This window comes from Dehalogenimonas formicexedens (assembly GCF_001953175.1).
GTDB classification, from domain to species: Bacteria; Chloroflexota; Dehalococcoidia; order Dehalococcoidales; family Dehalococcoidaceae; genus Dehalogenimonas; species Dehalogenimonas formicexedens.
In genome coordinates this window covers 2,025,063-2,046,905 of record NZ_CP018258.1, presented here as the reverse complement: position 1 = coordinate 2,046,905, position 21,843 = coordinate 2,025,063, and the positions used below count along the sequence as shown (strand labels likewise).

Sequence of the window (21,843 nt, the reverse complement as noted above, 5' to 3'; positions counted from 1 at the left end):
GAAGGATTCAAGGAGGCGCACCATGGAACTGTACATCACCACCAAAGATCTGACCCTCGACGATACAACCAGAAAACAGGTTGAACGCAGCTTGAACAAGATTGGACGCCACGTGCCCCAGGCAAGGGAACTGCGCGTTGACCTTTTCGAGGAACAAACTAAAGCTGCCAAGGACCGTTTTGTCGCCCGCGGCTTTCTCGATATTCTTGGCCCGGTACGTACTTCCGAATGCCGCGCCGCTTCCCTGGTAACCGCTGTCGATAACCTGGCGGGAATCATGGAGCGCCAGGCGCTGGACTTCAAAAACAAGGGCAATGACTTTGACCGTGAAAGCCAGCGCTTCGAATCGGCGACCTATTCCGAGACCAAACCGACTCCGCCGCTTCTGTCGAGGGAAAGCGATGTCGCGATTGACATCGAACGCGTCACCGCGGAACCTATGACCCTGGCCCAGGCAGTCGATAGGATCAACGATTCCAAGGATGACTTTCTGCTCTTCCGCAACGCCAAGGGCAAAGTGAGCCTGCTGTATCGCCAGGAGATCGGCGGCTTCAAGCTGATGGAGATCGATGTTGCCTGAGGCTAGTCGGCGCGAATTGGTATAGGGATGGAATGATGGCTTTAAAAAGATCACCGAATAGATCGGCATCGAAATACGAAATGGTTGAAACTGCCCAAGGGTGGGTGGGCATTGAAGCATCGGAACAGGGTGTGAGGCGCCTGACCCTACCCACGAAGAACCGGAACTCCGTACTGACAGAACTTGGGATTGAAGAACAGGACCTTTCCCCCGGCAGTGGCCTGGGTGACAGGTTGAGGCATTACTTCGTGGGACAGCCCGTTGTCTTCAAAGAAGGGCTCGATCTCACCGGCACCACCGACTTTCAAAAACAGGTTTATGAAGCGGCTTGCCGGATACCCTACGGCGAGACCAGGAGCTATGGTCAACTGGCTGAGGAAATTGGCAGGCCTGGAGCCGCCAGGGCGGTGGGGCAGGCGCTTGGGGCTAATCCGGTCCCTATCCTGATTCCCTGCCACCGTGTTTTGGCGTCCGACGGTGGGTTGGGCGGTTTCTCAGGCGGGATCAAGACCAAACAGAAGCTTCTAGCGATGGAAAAGAAGAACAGGAAGTAGTCCGGCTACTTTCGGCCTCTCAAACTCTGGAACTCCGCCACGTATTTGTCCATCAGCCCTTCCGATGCCAGGCTGAAGTGCTTGTCGCCGCCGACGATTATATGATCGAGAGCCCGGATTCCCACCGCTTCGGCGGCTAACACCAGGTCTCGGGTAATGGCCCGGTCCTGCTGGCTGGGTGTTATTGAACCGGAAGGATGATTGTGAACGAAGATCATCGCTGCCGCCTGGCGTTTTAATGCTTCTTCGATGACTTCCCTTACCCACACCGCTGAGGCATTGACCGTGCCATGGAACATCTCGGCAACTTCGAGGACTCGGTTCTGGGCGTCGAGGTAGATAACCCTGAATTCCTCTTTCTTAAGTCCGCCCATCGAGGCATTAAGGTAATCCTTGACCTGCTCCGGGGTGCCGACGATTGGCTGGTCGGCGACCTTCTCTTTCAGCAGTTCTCTTGCCACATCACAGATCAGCCGGATGGCGATGGAGTTGTTCGGTCCGATGCCAGGAACTTGCTGAAGTTCTTCCCGCGAGGCTTCCAAAACGCCGCGGAGGGTTTTGAAGCGTTTCAAAGCCTCCTTGGCGGCGGGTTTGCAGTCCCGGCGGGGTTCGCCAAGTGTCAACAGTAATTCGACGACCTCGTAGTCGGCCAGGGCGGTCAGGCCGCCCTTATTGAAGCGCTCCCTCAGCCGCCCGCGATGGCCCTCGACCTGGCTTTTCGTATCGTCGCTCATAGCTGGAACTTATACCACTTTTTTGCAACCGATGTCACACCACTGTCTTTGCGGGGGTGAAACGACGAAGCAATCTCCGGTTGGTTATACCGTAGATGTCAAAATATATTATTAGAAACAGGCGAAAAACGACACGAAACGCTTGACAATCCCAAGGAACACTCGTGCTATAATATCCGCCGTGAATGTTAGCACGCTTGTACAACCAGGAAGCATGGTTTTATTGGGAACCTGCCGGTCATCGATGCCTGATGCTGATCAAAAAAACCGGCGCGCCCCAAATGTTATTCCCAGGCTCCCCCGGGAATCTCGGCTGCCAGCGATTGGTTTAGGGTTCGTTATGGTGCGTTAATTGAAAACAAATCTTACGATTGCGCCAAAGCTGAATTTTGGGGATTCGTTTCGAATAAAAACTTTTCGAAAAATAACGAAAAACGAATCGGCTCCGTCATTTATCATTTCGGCGCTCGCCCGTACGAGTCGGGGAAGGCGGGAATCCAGTGGTTGGGGGATTGGTAGTATCGTCGCAAGAGTCGTTTCAGTCGTTTTTATGCCGCGGAAAGATATAACTTTAGGATTGCTCAGAACAGAAACCTGATAGCTGACGGCTTTTGGCGGGACGGATTACCTCCCCCGATGGTATAATGAACCCCGGATTTTTCGATGTTTACACACCTCCACGTTCATACAGAATTCAGCCTACTTGACGGCATGTGCCGCATCAAGGACATCGTGTCCCGGGCTAAAGACCTGGGCATGACCGCGCTTGCCATCACCGACCATGGCAACATGTACGGCTCCCTCAAGTTCTACAAAGAATGCAAGGCGCAGGGCATTAAACCCATCATCGGCTGCGAGGTCTATGTTGCGCCGGGCTCGCGCCTCGATAAGGCCGCTGCTGATAAGAACCATCGCCACCTGGTGCTCTTGGCCAAGAACAAGACCGGCTACCAGAACCTTTTACAGCTGGTATCCATCGCCAACACCGAGGGCTACTATTACAAGCCACGCGTCGATAAAGAGATATTGGCGAAGTACCACGACGGACTCATCGCATTATCCGCCTGCCCCTCCGGCGAAGTGCCGCGCCTTATCCTTGAAAACCGTCTCGACGACGCGAGGAAATCGGCGATATGGTACCGCGACAATTTCAACGGTGAGTTTTACTTTGAGATCCAGCGCCATCCGATGCCGGAATTCGACCGGATCAATGCCGCTCTTGTCCGGCTATCGAAGGAGTTGAATATCCCGCTGGTTGCTACTGGTGATGTGCACTATCCCCGCAAGGAAGATGCTACCATCCATGATCTGCTCCTCTGCATAGGCACACAGACGACAGTCCAGGACACTTCGCGGATGAAGATGCAAGCGGATTCTTTCTACCTGAAAACTGAAGCCGAGATGGCTGAGCTTTACCGAGACCTGCCTGAAGCCCTTGCTAACACCAACAAGATTGCCGATGCTTGCGACCTGACTTTGGAGTTCGGGCGTCTACACCTGCCTCAGATTGAACGGCCCGAAGGCATGACATCCTTCCAGTACTTGACCGACCTGTGTCAAAAAGCCTTGCCGAACTATTACAAAAATCCATCTGAAGCGGTTAAAGACCGGCTGGCTTACGAACTTGATGTCATCGATAAGACGCAATTCGCCGACTACTTCCTGGTCGTTTGGGACATCATCCGTTTCGTCAAGGAGCGCGGTATTTATTATGGTGTCCGCGGCTCTGCCGCTGCCTCAATCGTTTTGCGCTGCCTGGGTATTACCGAGGTAGATCCGCTGGAGTATTCATTGGTATTCGAGCGCTTCCTGAATATCGAACGCAAGGAAATGCCCGATATCGACATGGACTTCCAGGATGACCGCAGGGAAGAAGTCATCGAATACGTCTCTGGAAAATACGGCATCGACCATGTCGCCCAGATAATAACCTTCGGCACTCTCGGTGCTCGAGCCGCTATCCGCGATGTCGGACGAGCACTTGGAATGAACCTTCCGGATGTCGATCGAGTTGCGCGGCTCGTGCCTTTTGGTCCCCATATGACCCTCGAGACAGCCCTTGAAACTAATGCCGAACTTCGAGAAGCGGTGGCCAATGACGGGACCGTGCAGCGATTGGTCTCTACCGCCCAACAGGTTTCGGGATTATCACGCCACGCCAGTACCCATGCCGCCGGAGTTGTCATATCGAAAGAAACCCTGATGCTGCATTCACCCTTGCAGCGATTGAACCGAGACAGCGCCGCGGGCGGTAAGGTGGAGCTGGTGATGACCCAGTACACCATGGAAGATATCGCGCTCATCGGTTTGCTCAAGATGGATTTCCTGGGTTTGGCTAACCTGACCATTTTATCGAGGGCGCAGGACATCATCCGGGAGCGCACAGGTGTACCGCTGGACGTCCACAAGATCCCGCTCGACGACAAGAAGACCTTCGCCTTGCTTTCGGCCGGCGAAACAATGGGGGTGTTCCAGCTTGAAGGCGTAGGCATGCGGCGCTACATCAGAGATTTGAAGCCGACCCATTTTACCGATATCGCCGCCATGGTCGCCCTCTACCGCCCGGGCCCAATGGAGCAGATTCCCAGGTTCATCCGGAGCAAGCATGGAGAGGAACCGATCACTTACCCTCATCCTGCCCTTGAGCCGATCCTCCGCGAGACTTATGGCGTCATCGTCTACCAGGAGCAGGTGCTTTTCATTGCTCGCGCCTTCTCCGGTTTCTCCTTAGGCCAGGCCGACATCCTCCGGAAAGCGATGGGCAAGAAAAACGCCGAAGTGATGCAGAAACAAAAGAAAAACTTCATCGCTGGCGCTGTAAACAATGGCTACACAGAAGAGATTGCGGAAGAGATTTTCGGCCTCATCGAGCCCTTCGCGGGTTATGCTTTCAATAAAGCTCATGCCGTGTCTTACGCACTTATCGCTTATCAAACCGCCTACCTCAAGGCCAATTACCCAGTGGAGTACATGGCCGCATTTATGGCAACCCAGCGCAACGATGCCGAGAAAGTGGCGATTGCTGCTGCGGAAGTCCGCCGCCTCGGCATCGAATTGCTGCCTCCCGACATCAATGCCTCCGAGGTTAATTTCACCATTGAGGAGAATGACAAAGGTTCGGCCATTCGATTCGGGTTGGCGACGGTTAAAAACGTTGGTGAGCAGGCTGTGGCGCCGCTGGTCGAAGAGCGGCATATGAATGGACCGTACCGTTCGATCGAGGATTTCTGCCGACGCGCTGATGCCTCGGCTCTGAACCGCCGAGTGCTAGAAAGCCTGGTAAAAGCAGGAGCTTTCGATTCGTTGGGTGATCGGGGCACACTATTGCATAATGTTGGCCGGCTGCTTGATTATGCCGCCAGGGAACTCCGCATACGTCAATCTGGACAGGGAACATTGTTCGACCTCTTCGGCGGGGTCGCCGAAGTCCCCTCAGCCCCGCTCGAGCTAGAAACGATGTCCGTGCCACAGAAAGAACAACTGGGCTGGGAAAAAGAACTACTCGGGGTTTATGTCTCGGCGCACCCCTTCTGCCAGTTTGTTCCCAGCATTGGTAAGGATACCACGGCTCTTTGCGGAGAGATTTCAGAGGAACTCGACGGCCAACTGGTTACCGTAGCCGGCATGGTAGCATCATCGCGGACATCACAGACCCGCGATGGCAATACCTTCGCGACCGTTGAACTCGAAGATTTGAACGGTCGCACCGAGGTGGTTGCCTGGCCAAGACTTTACAATCAAACCAAGGAATTCTGGCAGGAGGGCAAAATCCTGCTGGTCGAAGGGAAAGTTTCTTTTCGGGGCGACCGTGGGTCAATCCACGCCGATGCTGTGCAAATTTACCAACCGAACATTGAAACCGAGATTGTGGAAGCCGGGCAGGTGGTCAGGGTTAAACCGCCAAATCCCAAATTTCAAAAACAAAGCCGAGCGGATTTTCCGGCAAGGCCGACAGCAGTTCCAAAGCCGCTGGCAAAAACTTCACCAGCTCCCGAATCCCTAGTAGAGACTTCTACGTCGCCTGCCATGCAAACCAAAGTTAAAGAAAGGGAAACGCCACACGAAATGTCCCGCCGCATGTTCATCAACCTGACTCAAACCGATAACGTGGAAACCGACCTTGTGCTTTTCAATCGCCTCATGGAAGTTATTGCAGCCTACCCGGGGCCGGACGGCTTAAGTCTTCAGATTGCCTGTCCTGACAAGATGTACCACTTGCGCCTGCCGCAGGTTAAAATATCCTGTAACGACGCTCTGATGGAAGAGGTTGAATCGATACTAGGAAAAGGGTGTGCCAGATTCGAAAACAACGGGCATTGAATGGGTGAGCGCGGGACTGGCGCCCAACGAGTTTACCGCTACCTTATGGCGGGATATCCTCTCCGACGCCGGTATCGACGCTTATCTCAAGCCGATCGATGCTGCCACTTTTCTGATCGCCGCGGCGATACTGCCGGTGAACGTCATGGTTCCGAAGGAACGTTTGGAAGAGGCGAAATCTATCCTGGCCGACGTCAAAATTGTCGACCAGGCATCAGAACCCTCAAGCAGTGACGAGGCCGGATCCGGAGAGTAAGCAATTTTAATCCATCAGCGAGTTCAAGGCGCTAATCCAATGAAAATTATTAGATGGGCTGTTACCGTTATCATCCCGCTTTTGATAGTAAGCGGTGTTGTTGCCTTTGCCTTTAATTTCTTGCCTCTATACGAATACGGTTTTCATCGATATGACGTGACGCAAACGACCGGCCTGTCAGACAGCGAGCTGACGAAAGCCGCTCGCGGGCTCGTCAGCTATTTCAATTCAGATGAAGAATTCATCAATATTACGGTTCAAAAGAACGGCAGTCCGTTCCGACTGTTCAACGAACGTGAGATTTTGCACCTCAAGGATGTTAAAAGCCTGGTCACACTCGATTACAACATTTTTATTGTTACTATGCTCTGTGGAGCGGCTGTCACCGGCTTCATTGTGTTTCGAAAGAGGCCGAGACTGTTAACCGCGCCGGCATTTTGGGGAGGAGCGATTACATTGGCAGGGCTGATCCTGGTGACCGCTGTCGCCGCTTCCAATTTCGACGCATTTTTTACCCGATTTCATCAGCTTAGTTTTGCCAACGATTTCTGGCTGCTCGACCCTTCCAAAGACTATCTGATCATGCTCTTTCCGGCCGGATTCTGGCAGGACGCTTCGATCTTCATCGCCGGGCTGATCGGTCTGATTGCCGCCGGATTGACCTTATTCACCTGGCGGAATCTCAAAATAAACGGTTAACGTTCGATTACCGAACCAATAAACTCATGTCTTATAACTGATCGCAATTGTTATTAAGAACAAAGCTCCCGAGGCTGTTATAGATTGCGCCTGTGGGCAACAGCGTGCTCTGCATCAGGTTAACCGAATCGACAGGGATTGGAATATCTGGTTCAAACTTGGTCCCAACGAGTTTGGCAGCAAGTTTCTGTTTGGATTCCAAGGCAACTTCATCGCGTAAACGGGCAAGAGTCAAATGTGGAGAGAACAGGCGGTTCTCCGTCGGATATCCTAATGGAGAGACGCGCCTTTCGACCGATTGTTGAAGGGCGTTAAGATGGGACAAATCACCAGCAAGTCCACACCAGACGACGTTCAGGCGCCGAAGATTGGGGAATGCGCCTAAACCCGAAAGACGGAGTTCAAAGGTCTTGAATCCAGTCACGGATTCAGAGAGGGCTCTTTTGATTTGCTCGATACGGTCGGCGGGTACCCAGCCCAGGAATTTGAGCGTCAGATGGATGCTTTCAGGGGCTACCCACTTGATGCCGTCTGAGGGTTGCACGTTCAGCTTTCGCTGTAGTTCGGCCAATGCGTCCTTCGCCTCCTGGGGGAGCTCTATCGCGATAAACGATCGAATCAGCCGAACTTGTTCAGTCATTTCCAAGTCCCAACACTGAAACCGCGTTGCCGCCGATGATCTTGTCTAACGAATTTTCAGGCAGACCGAGTGATCTAACTTCTGCTAAACCCCGCTGCGGGCTCAAGAGGGGCCAGTCGGAACCATAAAGAATCTTGTCTACCCCTGACAACTCAGCAACATGCCGGTAGACCGAAGGTTGATACAGGAGAGGTGAGGCGGCGCTATCGAACCACACATTTTTCAGAGCGCGGTGAACCTCGGGCATCAGGGAATAAAAAGGCATTCCGCCGCCCCAGTGGGCCAGAACGAGTTTCAGATCCGGATAATCCTTGATGAAAGAATAAAAAGAAGCGGGAGTAGCCTTTCCTTTGCCAGGGTAAGTGTGTCCCACAGGCTCATCGACATGAGAGAGTAAAATCAGATTGTTCGAGACGAGCGATTCCACGAACGGCGACATGATTGCCGTTTCATCCAGATCAACTCCCTGGACATCAGGCCGTAGTTCGCCGATGCCTCTGGCTCCGGATCGAGCGCCTCTTTCGATTTCGGAGATGGCGTTTTGGCCGGCTAAAGGTTGGATGGCGATGAAAGGAATCAGTCTGCCAGGGTATTTGGCGGCGGATTCGAGGATATAGTCATTGGACTCGACACACAGGTCGTGGGAAGACCAGCCGATGTTCAGGACGACTGATTTATCGACACCGCACGCATCCATCTCTGAAATCAACTCTTCCGCCGTGCCAAGTTTGGCTTTCGGATTGGAATATAGACAGGCGAAGACAGGGTCCGCGGCAACGTAGTGACCTCGGCCAGAGATGATCTTGGGCGAAAAGATGTGGGTGTGGAAGTCTATGATCACGTTTCGATTGTAACAATCAGGCTGAGTCACCGCAACATATATTGCCCGTCAACTGTGCTCAGAGACTCGTTTCAGTTCCTCGAGCATCACTTTCCAGCCTGATTCGAGATATTTCTGTTCGGCTTCGGTAGTTATATTCTCGTTCAGAAGTACCAAGTCGGTGTCCTTACCGCGATCGGACAGTGAATAGGTGAGTATGTGGTAGTTTTCCGGCTGGTCTGGAAGTCCGGTTGCCGGGGAGTAATGGGTGTACTTAATCCGGCAGTTAGGCTCGAAAATGATAACCTGCCCTTTGTCTCTATAGGGTTGGCCTTGCCACAGGCCCTCCCAAAAAATCGTCACGCCCGGTTTCCAGTCGGTGAGGACTACCGCGCCACCCATATACTCCTTGATGAGTTCCGGGTCGACCAGGGCCTGCCAGACTCTTGTGACGGGCGCATGGATGGTTATGGTTACTGTGATCGAGCGGTCATTAGACATCTGATTGTGTTTTCATCTTTCTACCCGCAAAAACGACTGAAACGACTCGGTGATTCGTACAGAGTTCCGAGTCGCATGTCTCGCGTATTTTGCTTTTCGGGCGGCCGCCGCGAAAACAAAGGAAACAATTCCCCGGGGCATTTGCTGATCCCTCAACCCCCTGGATTCCCGCCTTCCCCGACTCGTACGGGGCGAGCGCGGGAATGACAAAAAGTCGGAGCCGATTCGTTTTTCGTTTTTTTCGAAAAGTTTTTATTGCCAAACGAATCCCCGAAAATCAGCTTTGGGACAATCGTAAGATTCGTTTTTAAAAAGGAACCATAACGAATCCTAATCCAATCGCCGGCAGCCGAGATCGAAATCCTGCCCCTTAGATGTACAGGTGTGCTAACATTCACGGCGCATATTATAGCACGAGTGTTCCTTGAGATTGTCAAGCGTCTCGTGACGTTTTTGGTAAATTATTTTGTTATGTCATGCGATGGTTTAGAAAACAACGTTCTGAAGGTTTCGTGATATTGAAAAAAGAAGGGGCGGTTTCATACCGCCCCCTGAGGGATCGTGATCTAGTTTCGAGTTAGTCTCGTTTGCCGAAGGTGAGCGCGGCGGTGGTCATGAAAACGAGGCCGATGGCTGCGATGACAATAAGATCATCAGTGAAATTGAGGCTGCGCCCGAAAAGTTGAACACCCAGCGCGCCGGCCGCCTCGCTTCCAAGGAACAAATGCCGCACGGCGTCTACCCCATAGGTGAGCGGGTTGATCTTGGCCAGGGCACCGAGCCAGGCAGGGACGTTGTTCAAAGGGAAAAAGGCGCCCGAAGCGAACATCGAAGGGAAAACGACGAGTTGCGTGGCCATCTGGAAGCCCGACATGCTCCTCATCCGTGAGGCAATCAACAGGCCCAGGCCGGAAATCGAAAGGGAGATCAGGAGTAACACCGGCATGAGTTCCAGTACGGCACCGAAATGCAGGTTCACCCCGACCACGGGCGCCAGGACCAGCATCACCAGACCCTGGAAAAGGGAAATGATGGCGGTACCCAACGCTTTGCCGAAAACGATGCCGGGGCGCGGCAAGGGAGCCACCAGCACTTCCTTCAGAAACCCGAACTCCCGGTCCCAGACGATAGATAAGCCGCTTTGAAGCGAAGTCTGGAAGGCGATCAGGGCGACGATGCCCGGGAACATGAACTGCAGGAAATCGACTCCCGGCAACAAAGCACCGATGGTCCTGGAAAAGCCGGAACCGAAAACGAAAAGGAAGAGTATGGGCATGGCGAAAGACGAGAAGACCCGCGTACCATCCTGGTAAAAACGCACCAGTTCGCGGTAGGAGGTAACGACGATGGCCCGGAGCATGTGCTTCATCAGCGGCGCCTCCCCATCCAGGCGGTATGCCTGGCTTTCATGGCGTCCATCGGGCTCATCTCCTCCGACCGGATCTCACGGCCGGTGTACTTCAGGAAAACGTCATCAAGCGTCGGCCGGCGCAGCGATATGCCCTGGATCTGGCCTGAAAAATTCTTCACAAACTCCGGCAGGAAGGTTTCGCCGCCTTGAACCGAAAAGGTGACCTGATCGTTCTTGGCGAGGGCCTCGATATTGTAACGCCGGCGAATCTCTTCCAGGGCAGCCGCGTTGTCTGTCGTCCTGAGGGTGATGACATCGCCGCCTACGGCATCCTTGAGGCATGTAGGAGTATCAAGAGCGATAATCTTGCCGTGGTCGATGATGCCGATACGATCGCAGTTGAGGTCAGCCTCGTCCATGTAATGGGTAGTCATGAAGATGGTCAGCCCGATCTGCTTGCGAAGTTCGTGAATATAGCCCCAGATCTTATTGCGGGTCTGGGGATCCAAACCGATAGTCGGCTCGTCGAGGAAAAGGACTTTGGGTTGATGCAACAAGCCGCGAGCGATCTCCAGCCGCCGTCTCATGCCGCCGGAATAGGTGCGGGTGCGGTCTTTGCGGCGCGGCCAAAGCTCGACCATTTCCATCAACGATTTAAGCCGAGTGTCACGAACCTCAGGCGGGACGCCGTAGGCCAGGGCATGGAAACGCAGGTTTTGCTCCGCGGTCATGTAATCGTCGAGAGTAGTATCCTGGAAAACCAGACCGATCGAAGCCCGCACCAGGTCCATTTGAGAATCCACGTCGTAACCGGCGACGGTAGCCTTGCCGGAGGTAGGCCGGAGGAGGGTGCAGAGCATGTTAATGGTCGTGGTTTTTCCAGCGCCGTTTGGTCCCAGAAAACCAAATACTTCACCCTTTTTTACATCGAAAGAGATGTTATCGACAGCCGTCAGGGTCTTGAATTTGCGAGTGAGGTCCTTGACCTCGATGACATTTTCGCTGTTCGTGTTTTCAGACATAGCGGAAGATATTATGCCTCTTTATGTTCGTTTTCGCCAACATAAACCCTTTTCGCGCACGGGCATCCTTTGCTCAACATTAACCCTCGACAATTTTCCGTATATCAGCTGAAGCTTTGGAAACCACGTCGTGGATCCTGGCCAATTGGTCGTCGGTCAAGTTGCGAACCCGGCCGCGAAAGTAGTGCCCGAGGCTGTGAAGTTCGACCAGCGTTTCCTTCAAATGGGCTTTGCTTTCAAAAGGCCAATGGTGGCGGGCGAATTCCCGGAGATGATCAATCTGCTCCTTGTTCTGGCGCAGGTGTTCGCGACCGGCATCGGTGATGGTGTAGGTCTTTTTGCCTTCGGATTCGCTGGCGACCAGGAAACCCATATCGGTCAGGAGTTGCAGGATGGGATAGATGCTTCCGGCGGAGGGGGTGTAAAAGCCGTGAGAGCGATCCTCGAGGGCCTTGATCAGTTCATAACCGTGAGCGGGTTTGTCTTTCAACAAATCCAGGATAACGAGTTTGAGGGCGCCTCTTTCGAAAGTGCCTTCAGGCGCGCGGCCGGGTCCAAAACCCCAATCACCGCGCCTCATTCCCATAAAACCCAGATGATGATGCAACATGTTCTTCTCCTTATTCCAGATATAACGCGATATATCGTAATATATCGACGATAATGTGTCAAGGGACATTCACCGAGTTTAATGAGCGGGCGGGCCCGGGGTCGAAGCCTTCATCGATTCTGCGGCGTCTTCATCATGGATGGTCGAAGCAAAGATGATGGCGATGACGCCCATGGCGGCGGCGACGATAAACGAGACATGATAAGCCAAAAGTTGACCGGCGGTACTCGTTGTTCCCTTGAGCATCTCAAAAAGTACCGTGCCGAGAAGCGCGGTGCCAAACGATGAGGCAACCTGACGGTTGGTATTGAAAATCGACGAAGCCCTGCCTGTTTCCGCGCCCGAGATGTTGGCAAAAGCGGCGGCCTGGATGGGAATCACGGCAAAAGCCATCGACGCGCCTCTCAAGAATAAGGCACCCCTGACCGTCCACAAATCAACGCCGGTGTTCATGAAAATGAATCCAAAGGTCATGATGGTGGTGCCCAGAAGCCCGAACATCACCATCCGCCTGGGTCCGATCTTCTTGTAGAGCCTGCTGGCAACGGCGGCCATGGCGATCCATCCCAGCGCCTGGGGCCCCGAAGTCAGTCCGGACTCAAACGCGGTGTGGCCTAATTGCAATTGTAAAAAGAGCGGTAATACGAACAAGAACCCGATCCACAGGGCGAAGGCGAAAAACATCACCAGGTTAGTCGTCCGAAATAATCTCTCTTTGTAAAGTGAAAAATGCAGTATGGGGTCTTTTATCCTGGATTCAACCAGCAGCGCCGCGGTCAACAGTCCGGCGCCGAGAATTCCGGTGACGATGATCCTTACCGATCCGGGCCCGTAAACCGGCACCGAGGACAGGGCATAAAGTAAAAACGCCAGGCCGACACCGGCCAACAAAAAGCCCGTGATATCGAATTTCCCAGCGTTTTCTTCCTTGTGTTCCTTGAGGACTTTCCAGGCGAACAGGAAGGCAAAGATACCGATAGGCACATTGACCAGGAATATCCATCGCCAGGTGGTGAAATCAACCAGGAATCCGCCGAGAACCGGACCGATGGCCGGGGCGGCGGCAGCCGGTATCGACAGGATCGAAGAAGCCGCTGCCCTTTCTTCCGGTGGAAAAGCCCTAAAAAGCATCGCCACACCCACAGGGGTCATCATTCCGCCACCCACCCCTTGAATGACGCGCGAGGCCACCAGCATCTGAATATTTCCAGCCATACTGCTGAGAGCGGAGCCCAGAGTGAACACTGCCAGGGCGAACAGGAAGGTTTTTTTGGTACCGAATTTATCGCCGATCCAGCCTGAAGCGGGTATCCAGATGGCAAGACTCAGGAGATATCCGGTCACGACCCATTCGAGGGTTGTTTGGGACGCATTAAGCTCTTTGGCCAGTGTCGGCAACGCGACATTGACGATGGTGATGTCCATGAGGTCCATGAAAAAACCGGCGACAAAGGCGATGGCGACCAGCCACTTATACTGGATCTTCAACAATGGTTCCTGTCTGCCGACGATTTTGGCGTCTCATCCACTATCGAACCATTTTTACCCCGCCGGTGCGCGTGCGCAATTAGTAACCATACGTAATTTTGACGCGGGGCAATACCGATGGGTCACATTGAAAAATAAGGGGACCGTCGCCACGGTTGGCGAGGCATTCAGATCGAAGAAAGCAATGTTCGTATCGAGGGGACGGCGGCTTCGGCGGCTGCCTGGCCCCGCTGGATAGCCTCAGAAGCCATTCCGAAATCCGCCAGGTGAATTCCGGCCATATCCGGTTCGATGGCTACGTCAGCCTGCGCCAGGCCGGCTTCCGCCAGATGAGCCGAGGCGATATAGATCACCTGGTTGGCTACCTGAAAAAAATTCGGCGGATGTTTAGGCAGCGCGGACCGGCGGCCCCGGTCAGGCAAAGAGATGCCGAGATTTTTTAAGACGTTCACGGCAATCACACGATCGGCGCCGATCGCCTTCAAGGGATTCACCGGCAAAGGATCCGATACACCTCCGTCCACGAGGTAGCGCCGGCCAACCCGCAGCACCTTGAAGACCAGAGGCAGCGCCATGCTGGCGAGCACCGCATCCACAACGGAACCTTTGGTGAATACGACTTCATCGCCGGAAATGATGTCGGTGGCAACGCAGGCGAAAGGCCGACTCAGCTCCGAGAAATCCAGATCTCCGATTATTTCCGTGAGTTTTTCGCGCACACGTCGTGTCCCGGTGAACCCGCTGGTTCTCAGGGGATTGAATTCAAACAGCCGGACAAGTTTAGGCCAGCTTAAATCAAGGGCGTGGTCCCGGATCTGGGACGCGGTGAGCCCCCGGGCGTAGGCCGCGCCGATGATGGCTCCCATGCTGGTCCCGGCCACGCAATCGATCCGGACATTCTCACGTTCGAGCACGTCGATCACGCCGACGTGTGCCAATCCCCTGGCCGCCCCTCCGGAAAGGGCTAATCCAAGTTTCATGCGGCAGTCCCGGGGGGTTCGACGTGGGGCACCAGCCGGACCGAGCACGGCTCGACATGAGATTCAAGCCACTCCTCGGCGAGCAGGGTCATGAAGAAGGTGTCCTGCCACTGGCCGAATTTGAAAACGTCCCGTCGCAGCCGGCCGTCGGTGACAAAGCCGTTCTTTTCAAGAGCCCGCCGGCTGGCAAAATTATCGGCAAAAACCGTCGAGGATACCCTGACGGCATCGAGGCAGGTGAAGGCGAAACAGCAGGCCAGACCGATGGCTTCGGTCATGTAGCCGCGGTTCCAGTAGGGCAATCCCAGCCAATAGCCAAGTTCCACCGAGTCAGGATAATAAGGCAATTTGATGGTGATCACACCCGCGAAGCCGGGTTCTTCCAGCGGCTCGATGGCAAAATGATAACTCCGCCCCAGGCGCATTTCCTCCGGCCAGCGCTCCCGCCAAGTTTCGGCCAGTTCAGCCTGGTCTGACGGGCCATCCCACAAAAGCCATTTCAGGATCTCGCGGTTGTCGTGGATGAGTTCCCAGGCGGGGGCTGCGTCGGCTTCGGACAAAGGACGCAACTTGACGCTCTGGCCGCATATTTCGGCATCGTCAAAACCAAGATTGTGGACTTCTTGAGGCTGCATTTATCCCCCTTTATCCCCCTCTTTAAAGACGGAGAAGATTGGATGGAACGAACAATCTAGTTCAAGATGTTGCTGCCCTCACCCTACCCTCTCCCGCGAGGCCGCGGGAGAGGGGATTAACGAAAATCCCCCTTAGTCCCCCTTTTAGAAAGGGGAAGATCTCATTAGAACCAACCGCGGATTGCTTCGTCGTTTCACTCCTCGCAACGACGGATCATTTCCACAGGTCTTCAATTTCGTCGGTTGTTACTTTGGCGGCAGTTTCTCCCCAATCACCGTAGGTTGTCCCGTATTCCCGCGGCACGAAGGCTACCGGCATGGGCACGGCGTGACCGAAAATAAGCGCCTGCTGGCGGGCCGACAGCTTGGCCAGGACGTTTTTTAGCTCGCCTTTTCCGGAGACACCCGAAAGCACGGCGTCGATGTCCTTCTCGGAATCGAGCAGGCAGGTAATCTTGGTGCCGAGCTGGGACATGATGTCTTCATCGATACCCGAAGGACGCTGGTCGATTATGAGCAAGGTCACGGAATATTTCCGCATCTCGCGGGCGATGGTGCCGAAAATAGTCTGGCTGGCGACCATCGGGTTCAGGAACTTGTGCGCTTCTTCGATAGTGATCACCAGTGGTGTGGGATAACCGGAATCAGAGGCGATGGCCTTCTCCGTCCGGTCGCGATAGCGGGCATAAATTCGGCGGGTCAGCATGTTCGCCACCAGGATATACGCGGTAATATCCGTGTACCGGCCGAATTCAAGGACAACGTGCTTGCCGGCTTCGAGGTAAGCGAGGATGCGGTCGACGACGTCGCCGGGGGCGTTCGACGAAATGAACGGAAGCCGCTGGATGGTGTTCAGTCCTCGCTTCAGGTTCTGGAAAGTGCTCTCGTGGATGGACAGCTCGGCCAGGGTCTCTTCATCCTCCAGGTTGGCGGCGGCGACAAACCAGCTTTTGCCGAAATGCTTCCGCAGCTGGTACACGGCTTCCACGGCGGCGTCGGTAAGGTTCAAGGTCTGGCGCAAAAGAGAGATATCCTCCGGTTCGATCTCTTCATAGCCGATTTTGACGACATAGTCGGTAGAGACGCCGCGGCGCCGGGAGTTTTCCTCATCCAGGGTGAACACGGCTACCTTCGATGGGAAAAGCTGCTTCAGAGCCTTGACCTGGCGTTTTTTCTCGCTGGTGCCGGCCCAGCCGTACTCCGAGTGCATGTCGAAAACCAGATTGACCGCCGCTGATTTTTGAAGCATCCCTATGAGCAACATCCGGGTGAGGAAGGTTTTGCCGGTGCCGCTCTTGCCAAAGATGCCGTTGCTGCGCTTGACCAGGGTCGGCAGGTCAAGACACAGTTTCACCTCCATGTCCAGGGGGTTGCCGATCCAGAAATTATCTTTGCTTTCCTTGCCGAATACCGACTCGATATCGTCGGCGGAAGCTTCCTTTACCACCGAGAAGTGGCTCGGGATCGTTTTAACCGGCTGCGCGCCCTCGACGATAGCCTTTTCGTCGCCGCCGATGGTCAGGTACGGAGCGACGTGGAGGGAGCCGTAAGCCGAGGTACCGGACAGGACTTCCGACAGGAAATCATCCCCAGAGGGCGGCGAAACGGTCAGGTTCAAGTCTGTGACGCCCAGCGAAACGTCGGTGATCATGCCGAAAAATTTGCGTTTCCTGCCTTCGATGGTGACATAGCGGCCGACGGCCATGTCCTCGATAGAGGCGAGGCCATCGAGTTTGACCTCGATGCCTTTGTTGAGAGAACCGGCGGTGACAATGCCCAGTTTTTCGGTCATGCGGACAACCTTTCAAGGATGGTCTTGAGGCGATTGTAATCAGCTGACAAAAGCTGCGCCAGAGCCTTGCCGGAGGTCAACAGGAAATTCCGGCGCTCATCGCCCTCATAGCTCCCGGCTATCCTGCGGAGTACCGCTGAAGTCATCTCCTCCGGCGAAACATCCCCCTGTGCGGATAGCAGGAGAGTGATAAAGCCGGTTTTTTGCGAAAAGTTTCTGACCTCGGCGTCGTCGCAGTTCAAGACGAACCCGTGGAGGCGGGCAGGACGGGGCGGGAGGTAGTGGCGGATTTCGCCGTCCAACCGATGCCCCACGATGATGGCGTTCACCTCGCAACGCAGGAGTTTTTCAAGCTGAGGGTTGGCCTTGAAAACGGCCTCCTCGGTCGCCTCATCTTTTCCACGGGCAACAGGCCGGCGCCCTGGTTCCAGCGAGGTAGTGGAAACGTGGCCGACAGCTGCATAAATAGTCACGCCGTCGAAGTTGGTCTTGATGAGAGACCCCAGGGGCGGCGAGGCGTTCAGGTCGTAACATTGCGCGGTGAAAGAAGTCGATGAAGTCTCAATGACTTCAGCGATTTTTATGTCCATGTTAGGCAATTTTGACTCCTTAATACGATGAAAATCGAATTTATTCCAATTTGCCTTGCCTGGTGACCGGTTTCAGGAACGGATTATTGTCCATGATGGCCGCAGGGTAGAAAAGGACTTTGGAACCAGCGCGGGAATAAACGTACCGGTCTTCGGCGGGATTCGAGGTATCGACGAGCATCTTTTTCAAAGTCCACTGGGCACGGCCGCCGTGAATCGGCTGGAGTCTTTTCTTGATGATGAGTTCACGCAGGTAATCGTTGAAGTCGGAATAGGTGAGGAAGCCGCGTTTGGCTGAAACTTCGCGGGCGACGGCCAGCACCCTGGCTTTATCGAGTTCACGCATCATCTGGACTCCTTTCGGGAGCAACGGTGCCCCTTGCAACATTGTTGGGCGACGCACGCGTCGCCCCTACATGCCGCACCAACTATATCCACCTCGCTTGTTTGGAGAAACTCTTAGCCGAAAGGGCGGTCGGTAGACCATGATCCGCAAGGTAGGTGTCAACGACTTCGTAGAATAATTCACGGTCGGCTCCCGTTACAACCGCCTGTTCGTGGGCCTCGGACAAGGCTACTGGGTAGCCGTTGCCCTTTTTCACCTGTTCAAGGACAAGGGTGTGGATGAGACGAACCCGCTCTTTATCGGTCGCCAACCAGATAGGCAGCTCCACTCTAGCCATCTCGTCCTCGAGTTTAAGGTAGAAGAAACAGATGCGGTGCTCGCCGTAATACTGGCCGATGACCTTGGAGGTGCTTTCAAAAATGGCCGAACGTTCGCAGATTCCCAGATAACGATCGAAAAGGGCGGCATCCGATACCCCGGATACGGGATCGCAGGGCCGCTCGCCAGGCCTCAATTCTCCGCAATAACGATCGCAATTCGCCGGTTCATGAGGGCAAAGGGTCAGGCGCAGGGTATTGACCACCTCGTTGCCGCCAGGCTGTGAGATGTAGCTGGCAACCGCCAGCGGGCGCTCGGCGCATAACCGTTTGAAAGCCGAGAGGCATTTCAGGTAACCCTCATCGAGCAACTCGCGGAGGACATAGGCATCATAGTTCTGGGTAGTCAGGTTCCAGCGGATGAGGGTACCGTCGGCGAGCGCAAGAGCCGGACGGTCAGATGGCAACGAGGCCGAGAGGGCAAGGAGGGCGGAGCATTCCTCGACATCGCGCTTGATGCCCAATAACGCACCCTGGAGCGGCGTTTCACGATTTCCCGCCGGATCACGGATGAACATTTCGGCATCGTCGAACAAAAGGCGGGGTTGGCTATCGAGGGCCGCACCCGAGCCTTCCCCATAGTCCAAACGCACTTCCCCGATGTTGATCAGGCTGCAGGCAGCGGCATGATGGCGGTCTATGTCTATGTGGGAGCCATCGGCGGCGACAACGGAATAAGTGGCGGGGGGAGGTGTTGGCAATACCCTTTCGTCAAGGGGTGTCAAAGGGGCGGCCAACAGGAAACCGGTTTTGGAACGGCGGACCTTGTCAAGGAGTGAAGCGGTATCCACGGCACTTTCAAGACGCCCGGCAGCCGCCTCGAGGCGGACCCGGCGCTGTGAGCCGCTTTCGGCCAACTTTTCGGCCATGGCGCCTATCTGACCGGCGACCCTGGTGATGTCCAGCGACAAGCGTGACCTCTCTTCCGCAGTTCAAGCTTAGTATAGTTTATGAAGGCGACGGTCTCAAGGTTTTTGCTAACGGCTGTCAGCCCTCAGCTTTCAGCTTAAACCTGACAGCAGGGAAGATTAGCCACAATATCGCGCAGCTTGGCTGAAGCCTTGCTGATAACCGGCGGGCCATGACCGCCAAAAAGGGAAGTGAAATCCAAAGCGGCAATTTTCTTCATCGAATCCATCGCCCGAGGCATGTCCATGGCGGTCGGGCGGGAGGGAGTCAGCAATTTGTCTCGGGCATGGGTGCGCAGGGCGTCGCCTGTGAAGATGCTTTCTCCCTTTTTCAAGAGACAGATGCTACCCGGCGTGTGTCCAGGGGTATGGACGACCCGGAGACCACCGACACTGTCGGATTCATCCAGCAAGATGTCGGGCGTGAAGCGGGCAAAACGGCTCAAACGCGGGATCAGCCGGGAGACCCAGCAGAAGGGAAAGGGAAGCTCCGTTCGAGTGGTCATATAGTGCGCCTCGATGGTGTGGACAGCGATCTTAGCCCCGGTGAGGGATTTAAGTTCAGAGGCACTGCCCGCATGGTCGATATCGGCGTGGGTAAGAATAATATGGCTAATTGCGGAGACGCCGAGTTGTTTGGCGTAGTTGACGATGCGGCGGGCGTTACCGGGCAAACCGGTGTCAATGACAATAGAATTCCCCGGCTCGACGACCAGCCAACAGTTGCAACCAACTACGCTGCGAACCCAGTGAACGCCAGGTATAACTTCGATGTGGTACCTTCCTGTATACAACATGATAATCCCCGGTGCTACGGTAAACAATGGCAGGAACAAAGTTTTGGGTTCGTGATAAAATGGTGGGCAATTTCGGAAGGAGGCAGACGAAATGCCATCAATGGACGTGGTCAGCGCGGTGGACGTTCAGGCGCTCGACAATGCGATCAACAACGTGAAACGGGATATCACAACCAGGTACGATTTCCGTAACATCAAATCCGAGATCTCCATGAACCGGAAAGAAAAAACCATCCATCTGCAAAGCGGAGACGATGTGAAGGTCAAGGCGATGACCGAAATACTTATCGGTCACGTGGTGAGGTTCGGCCTAGATCCCAAGTGCCTCGATTTCGGCAAAATGGAAGCCACCGCCCAGGGCGGCGCCGAGATGGACGTGAAGATCAAAGAGGGCATTCAAAAAGAGACCGCTCAAAAAATGGTGAAGTTCATTAAATCCCTGAAACTGAAGGTTGAGCCGGCGATTCAGGAAGACCAGTTGAGAATCACCAGCAAGCAGATAGACGACCTGCAAGAAGTTATGCGGCAGCTCAAAGCCCAGGATTACGACATCCCGCTGCAGTTCGTGAACTTGAAGAGATAGCTGTCAGGTCTCAGCAATCAGCCGCAGCTACGATATGACCGGGCGGGCGAGCAGCCGCTCGCCCCTACAATCGTGGGCTCGCATGGTGTTATAATGCCGGTCTATGCTGGCTCTGCTCGCCTCGGTCTTTGTCATTTCGCTTTCCGGCGCCCTGATGCCCGGTCCGGTTTTTGCCACGGTGCTGGTCAAAAGTTGCAAGTCACAATGGGCGGGCGTGCAGGCCTCGCTCGGCCACGCCGTCATCGAAGTGCCCCTGATCATTCTCATCTACTTCGGCGCGGCGGCATTCTTTGCCCACACCGCGGTACAGTTCGTATTGGGTGTCGCGGGAGGCGCCATGGTGGTGTGGATGGGGGTGGGAATGTTCCGCGCCCGCAAAGCCATTGCCACCAGTCAGAAGGATACGGCCTACAGCGCCTTTACCGCCGGGATCATCCTTTCGGTGGGCAATCCGTTCTTTCTTTTGTGGTGGGCGACTGTTGGTGCTCTCCTGGTATCAAAAGCCTCTGAATTCGGCGCAGGCGGGCTGTGGGGGCTGATCCTGACCCACTGGCTGACCGACCTGATATGGATGTCTTTTGTGTCGGCGGTGGTGTTCCGGACACACCGGCTGTGGGCTCCGGCGTTGCAGGAGTCGGTGTTCATACTGTGTTCGCTGCTGCTGGTGGGGTTCGGGGGGTGGTTCATGGTGTCCGGCATCCAGGCGGTGATCTAACTTGTACAAAAAGTACTCTCGTGAGGAACAGAAAGAACTGGCCACCTGGGCGGCGGACTGCGCCGAACGGGTATTACCCTTGTTTGAACAGGCAGTGCCGACCGACGACAGACCTCGCAAAGCAATCGAGCAATGCCGGGAATGGGCGAGAACCGGCGTTTTCAGTATGGCGGTGATTCGGCACGCATCTCTTTCAGCTCACGCCGCTGCCAGAGAAGCGCCGAATGACATAGCACGCTATGCGGCTCGGGCGGCAGGTCAGGCGGTGGCGACCGCACACGTCCCGCAACACGCCTTCGGCGCGGCTTATTATGCACTCAAGGCCATCGCCGCAACCGATCCGGCTAACGCCGAGGTCGATGTTAAGAGGGAATTGGAGTGGGAGACTCTACACTTATCGGAAAACCTGCGGGAGGAGCTGGTCAGAAGAGTGATGGTGTCGAACACCAAGATGGGCGTGACCATAAAAATCGACAAGAGCGGGATTTTCTGAAAATACTGTTCCGCCCTTCAGCCTTTCTTCTGGCCGGCTTTCTTGCGGAGGA

23 protein-coding genes are annotated in these 21,843 nt (G+C 54.8%); 8 read left to right on the top strand and 15 right to left on the bottom strand.

The window, feature by feature from the left end:
- Positions 1-22: 22 nt before the first annotated feature.
- Together Dform_RS10715 and Dform_RS10710 are read left to right on the top strand one after the other, a co-directional pair.
- The gene (locus tag Dform_RS10715) at positions 23-580 is read left to right on the top strand and encodes an HPF/RaiA family ribosome-associated protein (protein ID WP_076004960.1); all 558 of its coding nucleotides are present in this window, start codon (positions 23-25) and stop codon (positions 578-580) included.
- A 35-nt stretch (positions 581-615) separates the two neighbouring features.
- A complete protein-coding gene (locus Dform_RS10710; RefSeq protein ID WP_225973691.1) occupies positions 616-1,134 on the top strand; it encodes a methylated-DNA--[protein]-cysteine S-methyltransferase in 519 nt (172 codons plus the stop codon).
- A gap of 5 nt (positions 1,135-1,139) precedes the next feature.
- On the opposite strand, the gene radC is transcribed toward Dform_RS10710, so the two are convergent.
- Positions 1,140-1,868 (bottom strand): RadC family protein, encoded by a 729-nt coding sequence (radC, locus tag Dform_RS10705; protein WP_076004958.1) that lies wholly within the window; start codon positions 1,866-1,868, stop codon positions 1,140-1,142.
- 663 nt (positions 1,869-2,531) lie between these two features.
- Between radC and Dform_RS10700 the strand changes: the two genes are divergently transcribed.
- From Dform_RS10700 to Dform_RS10690, 3 genes are read left to right on the top strand one after another with little or no spacing between them, the layout of a single operon-like run.
- A complete protein-coding gene (locus Dform_RS10700) occupies positions 2,532-6,188 on the top strand; it encodes a DNA polymerase III subunit alpha (protein WP_076004957.1) in 3,657 nt (1,218 codons plus the stop codon).
- On the top strand, positions 6,160-6,444 hold the full coding sequence (locus Dform_RS10695; RefSeq protein ID WP_076004956.1) for a putative signal transducing protein: 285 nt from the start codon (positions 6,160-6,162) through the stop codon (positions 6,442-6,444). The genes Dform_RS10700 and Dform_RS10695 overlap by 29 nt, the downstream gene beginning before the upstream one ends.
- Positions 6,445-6,483: 39 nt before the next feature.
- The gene (locus Dform_RS10690) at positions 6,484-7,143 is read left to right on the top strand and encodes a TIGR01906 family membrane protein (RefSeq protein ID WP_076004955.1); all 660 of its coding nucleotides are present in this window, start codon (positions 6,484-6,486) and stop codon (positions 7,141-7,143) included.
- Between the two features lie 31 nt (positions 7,144-7,174).
- Here Dform_RS10690 and thpR read toward each other — a convergent pair whose 3' ends face one another.
- The 14 genes from thpR to Dform_RS10620 all read right to left on the bottom strand — a co-directional run bounded on the left by thpR (position 7,175) and on the right by Dform_RS10620 (position 20,000).
- The gene (thpR, locus tag Dform_RS10685; protein WP_076004954.1) at positions 7,175-7,783 is read right to left on the bottom strand and encodes an RNA 2',3'-cyclic phosphodiesterase; all 609 of its coding nucleotides are present in this window, start codon (positions 7,781-7,783) and stop codon (positions 7,175-7,177) included.
- Positions 7,776-8,624 carry an amidohydrolase family protein gene (locus Dform_RS10680; protein ID WP_076004953.1) on the bottom strand — a complete coding sequence of 283 codons (849 nt, stop codon included), beginning with the start codon at positions 8,622-8,624 and terminating at the stop codon, positions 7,776-7,778. The genes thpR and Dform_RS10680 overlap by 8 nt, the downstream gene beginning before the upstream one ends.
- A 48-nt stretch (positions 8,625-8,672) precedes the next feature.
- On the bottom strand, positions 8,673-9,104 hold the full coding sequence (locus Dform_RS10675) for an SRPBCC family protein (protein ID WP_076004952.1): 432 nt from the start codon (positions 9,102-9,104) through the stop codon (positions 8,673-8,675).
- Positions 9,105-9,681: 577 nt separating this feature from the next.
- Positions 9,682-10,473: an ABC transporter permease gene (locus Dform_RS10670; protein WP_076004951.1), complete on the bottom strand. Its 792-nt coding sequence runs from the start codon at positions 10,471-10,473 to the stop codon at positions 9,682-9,684.
- Entirely contained in the window at positions 10,473-11,477 is a 1,005-nt protein-coding gene (locus Dform_RS10665; RefSeq protein ID WP_076004950.1) for an ATP-binding cassette domain-containing protein, read from the bottom strand. The genes Dform_RS10670 and Dform_RS10665 overlap by 1 nt, the downstream gene beginning before the upstream one ends.
- Before the next feature lie 79 nt (positions 11,478-11,556).
- Positions 11,557-12,087 (bottom strand): PadR family transcriptional regulator, encoded by a 531-nt coding sequence (locus Dform_RS10660; protein WP_083635456.1) that lies wholly within the window; start codon positions 12,085-12,087, stop codon positions 11,557-11,559.
- A 78-nt stretch (positions 12,088-12,165) separates the two neighbouring features.
- The gene (locus Dform_RS10655) at positions 12,166-13,575 is read right to left on the bottom strand and encodes a DHA2 family efflux MFS transporter permease subunit (protein WP_225973690.1); all 1,410 of its coding nucleotides are present in this window, start codon (positions 13,573-13,575) and stop codon (positions 12,166-12,168) included.
- Positions 13,576-13,742: 167 nt separating this feature from the next.
- Entirely contained in the window at positions 13,743-14,555 is an 813-nt protein-coding gene (locus Dform_RS10650; protein WP_076004948.1) for a patatin-like phospholipase family protein, read from the bottom strand.
- On the bottom strand, positions 14,552-15,190 hold the full coding sequence (locus tag Dform_RS10645) for a GNAT family N-acetyltransferase (protein ID WP_076004947.1): 639 nt from the start codon (positions 15,188-15,190) through the stop codon (positions 14,552-14,554). The genes Dform_RS10650 and Dform_RS10645 overlap by 4 nt, the downstream gene beginning before the upstream one ends.
- Before the next feature lie 214 nt (positions 15,191-15,404).
- Positions 15,405-16,982, bottom strand: a complete 1,578-nt coding sequence (locus Dform_RS10640) for a helicase HerA domain-containing protein (RefSeq protein WP_076004946.1) — start codon at positions 16,980-16,982, stop codon at positions 15,405-15,407.
- On the bottom strand, positions 16,979-17,572 hold the full coding sequence (locus Dform_RS10635; RefSeq protein ID WP_083635455.1) for a hypothetical protein: 594 nt from the start codon (positions 17,570-17,572) through the stop codon (positions 16,979-16,981). Before Dform_RS10635 ends, Dform_RS10640 begins: the two co-directional genes overlap by 4 nt.
- A gap of 40 nt (positions 17,573-17,612) precedes the next feature.
- The gene (locus Dform_RS10630; RefSeq protein WP_076004944.1) at positions 17,613-17,921 is read right to left on the bottom strand and encodes a hypothetical protein; all 309 of its coding nucleotides are present in this window, start codon (positions 17,919-17,921) and stop codon (positions 17,613-17,615) included.
- A gap of 79 nt (positions 17,922-18,000) precedes the next feature.
- Entirely contained in the window at positions 18,001-19,206 is a 1,206-nt protein-coding gene (locus Dform_RS10625; protein WP_076004943.1) for a DNA double-strand break repair nuclease NurA, read from the bottom strand.
- A 95-nt stretch (positions 19,207-19,301) separates the two neighbouring features.
- Positions 19,302-20,000, bottom strand: coding sequence for an MBL fold metallo-hydrolase (locus Dform_RS10620; RefSeq protein WP_083635454.1), 699 nt, complete (start codon positions 19,998-20,000; stop codon positions 19,302-19,304).
- A gap of 91 nt (positions 20,001-20,091) precedes the next feature.
- Here Dform_RS10620 and Dform_RS10615 point away from each other — a divergent pair, with 91 nt between their 5' ends.
- The 3 genes from Dform_RS10615 to Dform_RS10605 all read left to right on the top strand — a co-directional run bounded on the left by Dform_RS10615 (position 20,092) and on the right by Dform_RS10605 (position 21,791).
- Complete coding sequence (locus Dform_RS10615) at positions 20,092-20,583, top strand: YajQ family cyclic di-GMP-binding protein (RefSeq protein WP_076004942.1); 492 nt, start codon at positions 20,092-20,094, stop codon at positions 20,581-20,583.
- Between the two features lie 103 nt (positions 20,584-20,686).
- Positions 20,687-21,298 (top strand): LysE family transporter, encoded by a 612-nt coding sequence (locus Dform_RS10610; RefSeq protein WP_076004941.1) that lies wholly within the window; start codon positions 20,687-20,689, stop codon positions 21,296-21,298.
- A 1-nt stretch (position 21,299) separates the two neighbouring features.
- Positions 21,300-21,791 carry a putative immunity protein gene (locus tag Dform_RS10605; protein WP_076004940.1) on the top strand — a complete coding sequence of 164 codons (492 nt, stop codon included), beginning with the start codon at positions 21,300-21,302 and terminating at the stop codon, positions 21,789-21,791.
- The last annotated feature ends 52 nt before the right edge of the window (positions 21,792-21,843 follow it).